The sequence below is a fragment of the Streptomyces sp. NPDC044704 genome, assembly GCF_056433525.1.
This window is the reverse complement of sequence record NZ_JBWKGY010000026.1, coordinates 1-12898: the sequence shown is the minus strand read 5'-3', so window position 1 is coordinate 12898 and position 12898 is coordinate 1. Positions and strand designations below refer to the sequence as shown.

The window sequence follows — 12898 nt, the reverse complement described above, 5'->3', positions numbered from 1 at the left end:
GTGCGGGCGCGTGCTCGGCGCGGTCGCTCTCCTCGCAGCCGGCACGTCGGACGCTTACGCGGATGATCCGATCAAAGTCGACCCCTGCAGAAAGCGCATCTGCCTCGAAGCCAACGACAAAGGAAGCAGCGGCGGCAAGCCGCCCTCCGGTTCGGGCGCGGGGCAGACGGGCGGTTCATCGAAGGGGTCGGGGAGGAACATCGACGGGATGGGCGAGGACTGCTCATTCCGTCTGCTTCAGCCTCCACCGCCGGCCGACAGCACGTTGTGGCAGGGGCATTCGCCCGGTGACGGCGCCATCTACCTCGACCCCTGTGGCATCGGGAACGGTCTCCAGGGCGAAGCCCTCGTGGGCGCGGGGCGGGCCTTCTGGGCGCAGGATCCGCCCGGCGCGGTGGCGGTCGATCCCGCGGTGCTGGCGCAGCGTGCGGTGGATTCGATGCTGCTGTCTCCTCCGGCGATCGGCATCGTGCCGAAACCGGGCGGCGTCGGGGTGGTTGGAATGCCGGTCTACATGTGGACGGCGACCGGCCCCGAGACGTACGGGCCGAATGTCGCGTCGGCGTCGGCCGGTGCCGTGACGGTCACGGCGACGGCGAAGGTGTCGAAGATCGTGTGGGTGATGGGTGACGGGAAGACCGTCGTCTGCACCACCCCGGGCACGCCCTACAACGCCTCGTTCGGTAAGAACCCGTCGCCGGACTGTGGGCACCGCTACGCGAACCCCGGGAAGTACCACGTGACCGCCACCTCGACCTGGACCATCGACTGGACCGGTGGAGGACAGAGCGGCCAGCTGACGGAAGTCCGCTCCAGTGCAGTGGACATCGCCGTGGGCGAAGTCCAGGTAGTCGGCCAGTAACCCCGCCCCTCCTCTCCTTCTCCTCTTTCTCCCCCCTCTTCTTGGAGGCATCGCTCGTGAGCAGCACTGTCACGCCCGCGCAGGGTCGTGCTCCCGTTCCCGGTCCGGGTGGTCCTGTCTGTAGCCCAGTGTCGGCGCCGCGTGTTGTTCGTCAGCGACGTCGTCGACCTGGGCTGATCGCTCTGTCCGTAGCTTTGATCGCGGCCGGGGGTCTGTCCGGTGCGCTGCTGTTCACCGCGTCCGGGCAGCGGTCGAGTGTGCTGGTGGTGGCGCGTGATGTGCAGGTGGGCGCGGCGATCACGGATGCGGATCTGGCGCCCGCGTCGATGGCGCTGGATCCGGCGGTGAAGGCCGTCCCGGTGGCGAAGAAGGGCGGGATCGTCGGCCGGCGCGCGGCGGTGGCCTTGAAGGCCGGTTCCCTGCTGTCGCCGGAACAGGTGACCTCGACCTCCCTGGTCAAGACCGGGGAGCAGTTGGTCGGTGTGGCTTTGAAGCCGTCGCAGCTTCCGGCGAGCCGGCTGGCGCCGGGGCAGAAGGTGTTGATCGTCTCGACTCCCGACCCGGCCCAGGCAGCTGCCGCGAACGGTGGCAAGCCGGGTGAGGCGGCCGCGGCGCCGAAGACGTTGCCGGCGACGGTGGTGGCGGTGGGTGTGGCCGCTCCGGCGACGGGTGTGGTCGTGATCGATGTGGCGGTGCCGGCCAGTGACGGGCCGACGCTGGCCGCGCGGGTGGCGACGGGTGCGGTGGCTTTGATCATCGCGCCGCAGGAGGGCTGATGACCGTCATCGCGCTGGCGGGCGGACTCGGCGCCCCGGGAGTGACCACGACCGCGATGGCGCTCCTGCTGACGTGGCCGATGCCGGAGGGCCACCGCGTGCTCCTCGCCGAGGCGGACCCCGACGGCGGGGCGATCCTGCCCGGTGCCCTCCAAGGCACCCTGGACAACTCCCACGGCCTGCGGAATCTGGCCGTCGCCTCCCGGCAGGGACAGCTCGGTGATGCGTTCTGGCGGCAGTTGGTGGACATCACCGACGCCGAGACCCGCGACCGGCTGGTGCTGCCCGGCCTGTACGACCCGGCGCACGCGTCGGCGATGGAGCCGGTCTGGCGGCCGCTCGCCGGCCTGTTCGCCGGGATCGAGGACCACGGCCACGATGTCCTGGTGGACCTCGGACGTCGAGGAGCCTTCGGAGCGTCGGGCGTCCTGGCGCAGCGCGCCGACGTCGTGCTGCTGGTCGCGCGGAACACGTTGAGGAGCCTGCAAAGCGCGCAGGTGCGGCTGAAGGCGTTGCGGGAGCAGCTGGGGGCGGGGGCGGACGTCGCCATGGTCCTGGTCGATGAGGGCCCGTTCTCCCGGGAGGAGGTTCGCAAGCGGTTGGAGGTCGAGGTGGTGGCGGTGATGCCGTGGCGGCCGAAGGAGGCCGCGGTGTTGTCGGACGGGGCGGAGCAGCCTCGCCGGTTCGAGGCGAGTCCGTTCATGCGGTCGGCGCGGTCGGCGGCGGTGCGGGTGCAGGAGATGGTGGAGATCCGGCGTTCGCGTCTGGCCCCGCCGACAGCGGGACAGGCGGTCACCAATGCGCGCTAACCCCATCCACCACGACCCCCGCGGTTCCCTCGCCGCCCGACTGTCCGAAGCGCGTCCCGCACCCACCCGACAGGTCCCACCCGCATCGGTTCCGCCAACGGGCTGGGGACCGGATGCCGTACGCCCGGCGGCAGCCGTTCCGGCGGTCTCGGCGGTCGTCGCCCAGACGCCGAGCGTCCTTGCCGCACCGCTGGACTATGCGGCGGTGCGGCTGATCAAGAAGGAAGTCGGGGAGCGGCTGACCGACCTGCTGCGGGCCCGGCCGGGGCTTTCGGAGGCTTCGCGGGAGCAGCAAGGTCGTCATCTGATTGCCGAGCAGGTCGCCATATGGTCGGACGCCGAGGCCATCAAGCGCAGCGCTGCGACCAGTGGGGCCGAGGACGCGGCCATCGCGCAGGCCGTATTCGACCTTCAGTTCCGTGCCGGTCGGCTCCAGGCGCACCTCGACAATGTGCTCGTCGAGAACATCTTCATCAACTCGTACTCCGACGTGTGGCTCGACTTCACCGATGGGCGTCGGGTCCAGGTGCCGCAGGTGGCGGACTCCGACGAGGAGCTGCGCGAGCTCCTGCACGATCTGGCCCGGCGCACGACCGGCCAGTCGGAGCGGAGTCTGTCGACGGCGGACCCGTTCCTGGCCCTGCGGTTGTCGGAGGGATCACGGCTCCAGGCCGTCACCGAGGTCACCCCCGGCACCTATGTGACGATCCGCCGGCACAGCATGCGTGACGCGGATCTGCCCGAGCTGGTGTCCAAGGGCATGCTCGATACGACGCTGGAGGAGTTCCTGCGGGCGTGCGTGCGCGCCGAGAAGAACATCATGGTCGTCGGCGGGCAGGCGGCGGGCAAGACCACCCTGCTGCGGGCACTACTGCGGGAGATCGACCCCGATGAGCGGTTCGCGACCCTGGAGACGGAGTACGAGCTTTTCGCCCACGAGAACGGCTACCACCGGCAGGTCGTGCCGATGGAGGCCCGGGAGTCGAACGGCGAGGTCGTCGGCGGGGTAGCGGCGGGTGAGATCACGCTGATGGATCTGATGTACCGGGCGCTGCGTATGACGCTGACGCGGATCGTGGTCGGTGAGGTCCGCGGGCCGGAGATCGTGGCGATGCTCCAGGCGATGACCAACGGTGCGGGCGGCAACCTGTGCACGCTGCACGCCATCCGGCCGTCGGTGGTCTTCGACCGGATCGCCGAGCTGTATCTGCTGGCACAGGCGAACATGTCCGAGGCGCTCGCCTACCGGCAGGCCGCGAACGGACTCGACTTCATCGTGTTCGTCGGGCAGATCGATGAGACGCGGATCGGCGGGCACCGGCACCGGTTCGTCTCCCACGTCCTGGAGGTCACCGGGATCGGTGAAGGCGGACGGCCGGAGACCAACACGGTCTTCGGGCCGCGCCCGGACTGGGGCGAGCACCGGGCCGTTCCTCTGATGCTCCCGCGCTGCGTGAACGACCTGCGGCGAGCCGGCTTCGACGCAGCCCTTCTGGATGCGCCCACCGGGGCGTGGGCGACAGCTCTTCCGCTGCTGGTGCCGGAGGTCACGACATGACCGTGCTGTTGCTGTGGGTCCTGGCGGGCCTTGCCGTCGCGGGTGGCCTGGTCGGTGTCGTCGTCGGTGTGGCGGGCACGACGGCCCCCAAGGGGCCGGGGATAGCCGCCCGGCTACGCGCCGGACGCCGACTCGCGGGCCGCGACGAGAAGATGGTCCGCCGTACGCGGCTGGCCATCGGCGCGACGGCCGGGATGGCTCTGTGGCTGGTGTCGGGAGTGTTCATCGCCGCAGCTTTGGTGTTCCTCGCCGTGATCGGCGTGCCGTGGCTGCTGTCGCCGACGAAGTCCGCCACCGCGCGGATCGGGAAGCTGGAGGCGCTGGGCGAGTGGACGCAGCGTCTGGCGAACGTGCTGCGGCTCGGCCGCGGCCTGGACGAAGCGCTCCAGGTGTCCCGCAAGGGATGCCCCGCGGAGATCGCAGCCGAGGTCGGTGACCTGGTTGACCGGCTTCAGGCCGGGTGGCGGCTCACGGAGGCACTGCGCGAACTCGGCGATCTCCTGGACGATGTGACGGCTGACAAGGTGGTGGCTGCGCTCGTAATGTCGGCGGCCGACCGCGGGCCGGGCCTGGCGCAGGCTCTCGATGACCTCGCCGAGTCCGTCCACGAGGAGGTCGCCCGGCGCCGGGTCATCGAGGCGGACCGGGCCAAGCCCCGTACGACGATGCGGTGGATGACGATCATCACCCTCGGCGTCATCGGCGCCGGGTTCCTTGTCCCCTCCTATACGGCCCCCTACGGCACGTTTCTCGGCCAGCTGGTCCTTGGGATCCTGTCGGCCGGCTTCGTCGGGGTGCTCGCGCTCATGCGGCAGATCGCCGACACCAAGCCCACTCCCCGCTTCCTGATCACCGACCCCCGCAGCGCCGTCGGGCCCGCCCCCTTCTCTGACGGGGCACACACGAACGAGGAGGTGAGCGCATGACTGCACCTATCTCAGCGATCCTGGCCGGCGCGGCCATCGGCGGTGGAGTGGCCCTCGCGGTGCGCGAGATTCTGCGCCCGGCACCCGCCCTCGGCCCCGCCCTGCGACGTCTTAACGAGCCGGCCACGCCCCCGGTCCTCGGCAAGGAAGCCGACCCGGACGAGCGGTGGGGGCAGTGGCTGGTGGAGCGTCTCGCCGACGCCCCGGGTGTACGGATCCCCTACAAGGACCTCGCGCTTACCGGCACGGCGCCGGCGCGATTCCTGCTGATGAAGGTGGCGTTGGCGGGCGGGGGTCTGCTGCTTCCGCCCCTCTCCACGATCCCGCTTCTGCTGCTGGGAGTGCCGCTGTATCTGCCCGCGATCGTGGGGATCCTCGCCAGCATTGTGCTGTGGTTCGCCCCCGACCTTGCCCTGCGGGACAAGGCCAAGCGGGCACGGAACGAGTTCGCCCACGCCATGGCCGCCTACCTCGACCTGGTCGCGCTGCGCCGGGCCGGGAACGTGTCCGCCGAGCAAGCCATGGAGCAGGCCGCCCTGGTCGGGCAGGGGTGGGCGTTCCAGCGGATCCAGGAAGCGCTGGCCCGCTCGCGGGTCGACAAGGTCCCGCACTGGGAATCCCTGGTCCGCCTAACCGCCGAACTCGACCTGCCCGTTCTCGACGATCTCGCCGCGATCATGCGGCAGTCCGCTGACGACGGCGCCTCCGTCTACGCCACCCTGCGCTCCCGTGCGAAGAACTTGCGCACCGAGCTCCTCGCCGCCCAGGCGGCCGACGCGAACGCCAACAGCGAGAAGATGACCGCCCCCGGCGCCCTGATGGCTGTCCTGGTCATGCTCCTCATCGCGTTCCCCGGCGTCATCCGCATGATCAACACCTGACACACCTGAGAAGGAGTCCACTCATGAAGCTCGCCATCCGTCTGTCTCTCGCGTTGCGTTCGCACTGGGAGGAGATCAAGGAGCACAGCGACAAGGACCGGGGAGACATCTCCATCACCACGATCATCATCTGGGTCGCCGCCGTCGCCGGGGCCCTCGCCATCGCCGGGACGATCGGGATCGTCGTCACCAAGTACAACACCAAGCTCTCGGGCATCTGAGCACTGCACGGCAGGCACAACGAAGCGTGGCAGCAGAACCATGGGAGAAGGGGGCGGGGTGTCGGACACAGAACGGGCCACAGCCGGGGAGGCACCTCCCCCAGACGACCAGGAGCGGAGCGACCGGGGGGAGGCGTCCATTCAGATGGCGATCGTCTTTCCGTTCGTCATCCTGGTCACGGTCGCGGTCGTCCAGGCCTCCATGTGGTTCTACGCCCGCAACATCGCACTGACCGCAGCGCGCGAGGGCGTGGCCGCGGCCCGTGTCCACCAGGCGCCGGAGAGCGCGGGAGCGGCCCGTGCCCGCGAGACCCTCGGCCGGATCGCGGGCGACAGCCTGAACGACAGCACCATCAGTACCTCCGGCAGCAGCGCCACCGAGGTCCGGGTGACCGTCACCGGAACCGCCCCTTCCCTGATCCCAGGTCTGTCCGGACTGAGCGTCTCGCAGTCCGCGGGCGCACCACGCGAACGGTGGACCGCGCCATGAGCGACAACGCCAGTGGCCAGGCGCACGGTTGGGTGAGCCGGCTGCGGGAGGACCGGGGCAGCGAGACCATCGCCGCCGCAATCGTCACCCCGCTCCTGCTGATGCTGCTGTGCATGGCCATCGCCGGGGGGCGGATCGTCACCTCCGGGGCGAAGATCGACGCCGCAGCGGAAGACGCCGCCCGCGCCGCGTCCATCTCACGCACCTACTCCGGGGCGCAGGCCGAGGCCAGCGCCGCGGCCGCCCGCTCCCTCAATGACCAGGGCATCCACTGCGCCTCGACGAGTACGAGCGTCGACACGGCCGGGCTGGCCGTGCCGATCGGTGAGGTCGGCACCGTCACCGTGACGATCTCCTGCACCGTGACGATGGCCGATCTCCTGCTGCCAGGAGTACCCGGGTCCAAGACACTCACCAGCCGGTTCACTTCCGTGGTGGACGCCTATCGATCCCGGGAGGGATAAGCCGTGACCCCAACACAAGAGCTTCAGACGGCCAGCGGGCTGGGGCCGCATCAGGTGTGGGCCCGGCTGCGCGCTGGTGACGATGAGGGCGGGATCGCCGTGTTCACCGCCATCGTCGCCATCGCTCTGCTGGGCATCATCGGGCTGGCCATCGACGGCGGCGGCAAGCTGCGCGCCACCGAACGCGCGAACTCCGTCGCGATGGAGGCCGCCCGCGCCGCCGGGCAGGCCATCGACCCCGCCGCCGCCGTCACCGGTACCGGCGTCCAAGCCGATCCCGGCGCCGCCCAGGCCGCAGCACAGGCCTACCTGGCCGCGGCCGGCGCGAAGGGCAGCGCCACCCTTTCCGCGGACCGGACCCAGCTGACCGTCGCCGTCAACGGCAGCTACCAGACCAAGTTCCTGGCGATCGTCGGGATCGGGTCCATGGACGTCACCGGGCACGGCAGCGCCCGCCTGTTGCATGGCATCACCCAACCCCAGTAACCCCTCCCTCCCTGAAGCGAGAAGGACCCGGCCATGCCGAAGCCGCCCACTCCCCCACGCACACCAGCCCGGCCGGCCCGCAGCGGTGCCCAAGCAGCCGGCGCGGTCCTGCGCGCCCTGCTGAGCCTCACTGTCCTCGCCGCCCTGATCGCCGGTCTGCCCGCCCTGCTCTGGTGGGCGACCACCATCGTCGGCCCGCCCGGCGTCGCCGCGCTCTCCTCCCTGTTCTCCACCGACGACTCCGGCCAGGTCTTCCTGCTGCTCCTCGCCGTCGCCGGGTGGATCGGCTGGGCCTGTTTCACCATCGCAGTCCTGCTGGAGATCCCCGCCCAGCTCCGCGGCCGCGCCGCCCCGCAGATCCGCGGCCTCGTCGGGCAGCGGGCCGCCGCCGCTCTGGTCGGCGCCATCTTCGTGGTCCTGCCCGCCGGAACCGCTCTCGCCGCCCCCACCCTCGCACCCCCAGCCCAGTCCGTGAGCGTGAGCACCACCAGCACACCGGGCCCGCACAGCGAAGGCCAGCGGCCCGCAGCTGGCACCGACAAGGCGGGCGGCGCGGCGGTGACGTACACGGTGCGTGATGTGCGCCCAGCCGAGAGCCTGTGGTCGATCGCCGAGCAGGTACTGGGCGACGGTGAAAAGTGGACGGACATCGCCGCCCTCAACACGGGCCGGACCATGACCGACGGCCAGAGCTTCGACGCGGACCAGCCCATCCAGCCCGGATGGATCCTCCACCTTCCCACAGCAGCAACACCCGTACCCCCGGCACCGGCACCGGCTGGTACGGCTGCAGCAGCGCTGCCTCAGACCGGTGGGATGAGCACCAAAGGCAGCCACACCGAGTCCGCCAAGAGCACTCCGTACACGGTGCGCAGCGGGGACAGCCTCTCCAGCATCGCCGGTGAGCAGCTGGGACAGCAGGCGCGGTACCTCGAGATCTGGGAGCTCAACGAGGGCGGTCCGCTGCCCGGGGGCGGTGTCTTCACCGACCCCGATCTGATTTACCCCGGCCAGCAGCTCACCCTCCCCGAAGGCGCCAAGCCCCAAGAGGCAGGCAAGCCGGCGCCGGATGCTGCCCGGCCCGCCGACCGCACCGGTGATCCGGTAGGGGCCACTCCCCCGCCGAAGGCCTCGCCGGCCGCTCCACCGTCGGCCCGGCCTTCGCCTGCCACCACGCCCGCACCTTCCCCGACCGGTTCGGCCAGCACGCCGGCCAAGGCCCCTTCCTCGCCCACCCCGGCCGCCCAGGTGCCCAAGCAGGCGACCCCCGCAAAGCCGAGTGCGTCCGCCTCCCCTGCCGCGGCCAGCTCCGAGGCGCAGCCCGCCGCCGAGAGTGTCAACTGGGCGCTGGTCGGCGGGATCGGAACGCTCCTCGCCGCCTCCCTCGCCGGGGCCGTCGGCGTCCGCCGGATCCTTCAGCACCGCGCACGGCGTGCAGGGCAGACCATCGCCCAGGACAGCGACCCCACCGCCACCGAACAGGTCCTCGCGGCCGCGGCCGCGCACGAGGGTGTCGAACTCCTCGACCGGGTGCTGCGTACCCTCGCCCACTGGGCGGCCCAGGACGGTACCGAGCTGCCAAGTCTGCGGGGTGTCCGCCTCACCGGGGGCGGCATCACGCTGCTCCTCGACGAGCCGACCACACCCATCCGGCCGTTCTTGGCCGGCAGTGATTCCCGCACCTGGGTCCTGGATGGCGAAACATCCCTCCCAGCCGCCGATGATCTCGCCGACGTCCAGGCCCCCTACCCCGGACTCGTCACCCTCGGGGCCAGCGATCACGGTCTGCTCCTGGCGGACCTGACCACCTGTCGGGTCCTACTCCTGGACGGCACCGAGGAGGAAGTCCTCGAAGTCGCCCGCGCCTTCGCTCTGGAACTAGGCACGTGCGCGTGGACCGACTACAGCGAGATCCTCACCGCAGGCCTCGGTACCCGCCTCTCCGGACTCCTCCCCCAGGGCAGGATCCGTTCCATGCCGCACCTGCCGGCCGTCGCCGCCGACCTCGGCGAACTCCTCCTCGAAGCTCACCAGAACGGTGAACAGGCACTGTCGTGGCTGATGATCGGCGCCGGTGACCACGACGAGGAGCACGTCACCCAGCTCGCCGACGCCCTCGCCGCCGCCCGCGACCTGTACACAGCCGTGGTCCTGCCCGCGACCCCTGCCACCCGCCGCGCATTCCCCCACGCCGAAATCCTGAACACCGCCCGCGACACCGACACACGCCTCGACCCCCTGGACCTGCCGGTGACACTCCAGCGGGTCACCGACGAGCAGTACCGCGAGTTCGTGCACGCCTTGAAGGTCACCACCGAGGAAGCCAACCCCGCAGCCGGAGCCTGGGAGTTCACCGAGAGCCACGGCCAGCCCGCCGCCAGCGGGACAGCACTCACTGTCCGCGGTACCAGCGAGGACGCCAAGGACCCGGGCAAGCCATTCCCCGCGCTCCTCGCCGGACTGAACCCCACTGCCCCGTCCAACGAGGCAATGAAGACAGAGCCGGCCGCTGCGGTGCCCAGCCAGGACACCAGAGACTCGGATATCGCCCCGGAAACGGGGGTGACGGTGTCCGCCGTCGAGGGGGGAGTCGTACGGATCGAGGTGCTCGGCTCTCTGCGGCTGACCGGAACCGCCGTATCCGCGCACGCCCCTCGCACCGCCGCCGTCGCGGCCCTGATCCACCTGCGGCCCGGCCGCAGCGTCGACTACCTGTGTCAGGCAGTGGACCCGGTCAGCCCCTGGAACACCCACACCATGCAGTCACGTCTGTCGGAACTGCGGGGCGCCATCGGGACGTCCCCCGACGGCCAGCCCCTGCTGCCCCGGCCGAAGTCCGGAGCCGGCTACAGCTTCCATCCGTCCGTGACCTCGGACTGGGACCAGTTCAAAGCCCTGGCCGCACGCGGTCTCGCCGCGGGCCCGAAGTCCGGAACCGCAGACCTGGAAGCGGCCATGGCCCTGGTCCGGGCCAAGCCGTTCGACGGGCGCGTCCTGCCCTGGGCTGACCCGGTGATCCAGGAAATGATGGCGAGGATCACCGACACCGCCCACACGCTGGCGTGCTGGCACACCGACGGCGAGCACCCCGACCTGGACGCCGCCCGCCGTACCGTTCTCCAGGCCCTAGATATCGAGGAGACCTCCGAGGTCCTCTACCGCGACCTCCTCACCATCGAGTGGACCGCTCAGAATCATGCGGCCGTCCGCAAGACGGTTGCCCGGCTTCAGCAGATGGCCAGGACCTACGACATCAGCCTGGACGACACCACCGAGGAAACCATCAACCGCGTGCTCTCCACCCAGTCGGCCACTAGCGCACGGCAGCTCACCACAAGCTAGCCCCGCGCTGACGCAAGCATGGCCGTGCCCCATCACGTCGTGATGGGGCACGGCCCTTCGTACTGAGATCCCAGCTGAGTGGAGCACGGGCACTGAGCCAAGGGCATCCCGTAAACGATCTCCGGGGTCCAGCGATCATCTTGTCGATCATGTATGCGACGTGCCGCGCGCAAGGGAAGTGAACCTCCGATTCTTGTCGCGGGTGGGTATCGCCATAGGGATCAGAATGTACGGGCTTTGTGGAATCAAGGAGGCCGCCTTCCGTTCGCCGGTGAGCAGCTCTTTTCAGACGATCGTCGACCTGGACGCGACCGCCGAGGACGCCATCGTGCACGGGAGCGGGTTGCGGCGTGGCTGGTGGGCGAGGGAATCGTGGCCTGCCAGATTACGGCCCTGGGCCGCGATAGGAGCAGGCGACCGGGCTCTGGGAAGCGGGAGGGAGCAAGGGGCTGACCGCTGTCACTGGGCGGACGGTGTTCTTCTCGCCGCAGTACAGCGGACCGCCGCTCCGTCCGTACTGCGCGGCGGCGATCAGGGATGGGCATCGTGAGGCGTTCTCGCCGGCCACGGGCGAATGGTGGAACACCGGCTGGGCCGACGTGCCATGTCCGGTATGCGGAGGTGAGGTGCCACTGGCCGCGTGGGAGTGGGCTGGAGACGGGCTCGCCTTCGCATACCTGGGGTCCGAATTCCGAAACGGCCCCCGCTGCTGCCGGAGTTCGTTGCCGAGCTGGTCCGTGTGCTTGGGCACCGGACGCGGTTCGTGCGGGGAAGGATCTAGCGGCCTGCGCCAGAGGGGGGTCGGGACAACGAGTGCCTGGCCGCGGCGAAGAGTTCGGCGCGTGCCTGAGGCTCCCCTGCCGGCGGCCGCAGGACCCATTCCTGGCGTACTTCCGCGACTGCGGCACATACCGCCAGCACCTCACTCACCATGTCGTCGTCGAGATCACCGGCTCCCGGCCCAGTGACAACAACCGGCCCATAGAAGCCGTACGGAAGCTCACCACGCCAGAGGGAAGCGAGAATCCACGCCGCCAGGTTCACGGGCAGGCCCTCATGCTGCCCGTTCCCGTGGACGTGGAAGTGCGCGCGACGGTGATAGACCCCGTAATCCGGCGCTCCGCCAACAGCGGCGCGCACGGCCTGCCTTCGGTCTCCGTCATCGTGAGGCCACGGCAACGCGACCGTCGCTCCGTCAGTGTCGATTCGCAGCGCAGTACCCATACAGATCTCCCGGTTCACACTCGCCAGACTGAGGCTGGTTTCGCCCTCAGAATGCTCGCTGAGACCGTCACCTACAGGGGACGGAACGAGCAAGTCCGACCGTGCCTGCAGGGTAGTGAAGTTCATACTCACCGGTCGCGATGCAAGTTCACCACTTTGGTCACGGGTCACCCGAGAACTCACCGATGAACTCACCCGGTCCGTCGGTCACCGTGTCCCGGCGAAGCCAAACGTCACTGGTAGGTTCACCGGCCAACTCACCGGTCTCAACTCAGGTCCTCACCGGCTGTCCGCAGGCGGAAAGGATCGGCCCCTCAGCGGTGGCCGGTGCCGACCCCGCTCGGCCGTGGCCGATGGCGGATCGGCCACTCACCCGTCCATCGGAGTATCCGGTGCGTGTGAGTCAGCTGTGCGGTGCGAGATGAGGAGTGCGATGGCGGCCTGAGCGCGTCCGCGACAGTGTCCTGGCCTATGGGGTGGTTGGGTGCCGCAGATGTTGGGCTCGTTTGTGGTTCTGCTCGCCGATGAGGTACCTCCGCAACCGAGAGCCTTGGGGACACCACATCTCGCGGGGACACCGATCACATGTGGTGACGTGGCGCGCATAGTTGCCGGCAGCCGTACCCGCGTCGCCCACTTCTCCAAGCTCCGAACTTGGCGGGGTCACTCCCTCCAGCGCCCCTTGCTGATCCGGGCTTCCCCGGGAGGCTCCATCCACCTGAGGCCGGCCACCCCCCTTAGGCACTGTCTTCAAAGGGTTCTGATGGGGGATCATGTGCCGCATGGTGCGTCGTCATGAACTGTCGGATCTGGAGTGGGAAGCGTTGTCCGCGCTCTTGCCGCGGTCGTCGTCGGGGCG

At 69.8% G+C, this 12898-nt stretch carries 11 protein-coding genes; all 11 read left to right on the top strand.

The genetic code is table 11. The annotated features are described in order from the left end of the window. The first annotated feature begins 10 nt into the window (after positions 1–10). The 11 genes from AC07B0_RS36135 to AC07B0_RS36085 all read left to right on the top strand — a co-directional run bounded on the left by AC07B0_RS36135 (position 11) and on the right by AC07B0_RS36085 (position 10815). A complete protein-coding gene (locus AC07B0_RS36135) occupies positions 11–862 on the top strand; it encodes an ATP/GTP-binding protein (protein WP_469383251.1) in 852 nt (283 codons plus the stop codon). 194 nt (positions 863–1056) lie between these two features. Then, positions 1057–1638: an SAF domain-containing protein gene (locus AC07B0_RS36130; protein WP_469383253.1), complete on the top strand. Its 582-nt coding sequence runs from the start codon at positions 1057–1059 to the stop codon at positions 1636–1638. Continuing rightward, positions 1638–2447, top strand: a complete 810-nt coding sequence (locus AC07B0_RS36125; protein WP_469383255.1) for a hypothetical protein — start codon at positions 1638–1640, stop codon at positions 2445–2447. The genes AC07B0_RS36130 and AC07B0_RS36125 overlap by 1 nt, the downstream gene beginning before the upstream one ends. Further along, positions 2437–4005 carry a CpaF family protein gene (locus tag AC07B0_RS36120; protein WP_469383258.1) on the top strand — a complete coding sequence of 523 codons (1569 nt, stop codon included), beginning with the start codon at positions 2437–2439 and terminating at the stop codon, positions 4003–4005. The genes AC07B0_RS36125 and AC07B0_RS36120 overlap by 11 nt, the downstream gene beginning before the upstream one ends. Continuing rightward, entirely contained in the window at positions 4002–4931 is a 930-nt protein-coding gene (locus AC07B0_RS36115) for a type II secretion system F family protein (protein ID WP_469383261.1), read from the top strand. The genes AC07B0_RS36120 and AC07B0_RS36115 overlap by 4 nt, the downstream gene beginning before the upstream one ends. Beyond that, complete coding sequence (locus AC07B0_RS36110; RefSeq protein ID WP_469383264.1) at positions 4928–5812, top strand: type II secretion system F family protein; 885 nt, start codon at positions 4928–4930, stop codon at positions 5810–5812. The genes AC07B0_RS36115 and AC07B0_RS36110 overlap by 4 nt, the downstream gene beginning before the upstream one ends. 23 nt (positions 5813–5835) lie before the next feature. Next, positions 5836–6033: a hypothetical protein gene (locus AC07B0_RS36105; protein ID WP_356877210.1), complete on the top strand. Its 198-nt coding sequence runs from the start codon at positions 5836–5838 to the stop codon at positions 6031–6033. Between the two features lie 139 nt (positions 6034–6172). Further along, positions 6173–6523 carry a TadE family protein gene (locus AC07B0_RS36100; protein WP_469383278.1) on the top strand — a complete coding sequence of 117 codons (351 nt, stop codon included), beginning with the start codon at positions 6173–6175 and terminating at the stop codon, positions 6521–6523. Further along, positions 6520–6987 carry a TadE/TadG family type IV pilus assembly protein gene (locus tag AC07B0_RS36095; protein WP_469383266.1) on the top strand — a complete coding sequence of 156 codons (468 nt, stop codon included), beginning with the start codon at positions 6520–6522 and terminating at the stop codon, positions 6985–6987. The genes AC07B0_RS36100 and AC07B0_RS36095 overlap by 4 nt, the downstream gene beginning before the upstream one ends. A 66-nt stretch (positions 6988–7053) precedes the next feature. Then, a complete protein-coding gene (locus AC07B0_RS36090) occupies positions 7054–7473 on the top strand; it encodes a pilus assembly protein TadG-related protein (protein ID WP_469383281.1) in 420 nt (139 codons plus the stop codon). A gap of 33 nt (positions 7474–7506) precedes the next feature. Beyond that, on the top strand, positions 7507–10815 hold the full coding sequence (locus tag AC07B0_RS36085) for a LysM peptidoglycan-binding domain-containing protein (protein WP_469383268.1): 3309 nt from the start codon (positions 7507–7509) through the stop codon (positions 10813–10815). The last annotated feature ends 2083 nt before the right edge of the window (positions 10816–12898 follow it).

What these genes read in the sequence shown, in the direction of transcription:
- AC07B0_RS36125 (WP_469383255.1), top strand. Translation starts at nt 1,638, where the DNA reads ATGACCGTCATCGCGCTGGCGGGCGGACTCGGCGCCCCGGGAGTGACC.
- AC07B0_RS36120 (WP_469383258.1), top strand. Translation starts at nt 2,437, where the DNA reads ATGCGCGCTAACCCCATCCACCACGACCCCCGCGGTTCCCTCGCCGCC.
- AC07B0_RS36115 (WP_469383261.1), top strand. Translation starts at nt 4,002, where the DNA reads ATGACCGTGCTGTTGCTGTGGGTCCTGGCGGGCCTTGCCGTCGCGGGT.
- AC07B0_RS36110 (WP_469383264.1), top strand. Translation starts at nt 4,928, where the DNA reads ATGACTGCACCTATCTCAGCGATCCTGGCCGGCGCGGCCATCGGCGGT.
- AC07B0_RS36105 (WP_356877210.1), top strand. Translation starts at nt 5,836, where the DNA reads ATGAAGCTCGCCATCCGTCTGTCTCTCGCGTTGCGTTCGCACTGGGAG.
- AC07B0_RS36095 (WP_469383266.1), top strand. Translation starts at nt 6,520, where the DNA reads ATGAGCGACAACGCCAGTGGCCAGGCGCACGGTTGGGTGAGCCGGCTG.
- AC07B0_RS36085 (WP_469383268.1), top strand. Translation starts at nt 7,507, where the DNA reads ATGCCGAAGCCGCCCACTCCCCCACGCACACCAGCCCGGCCGGCCCGC.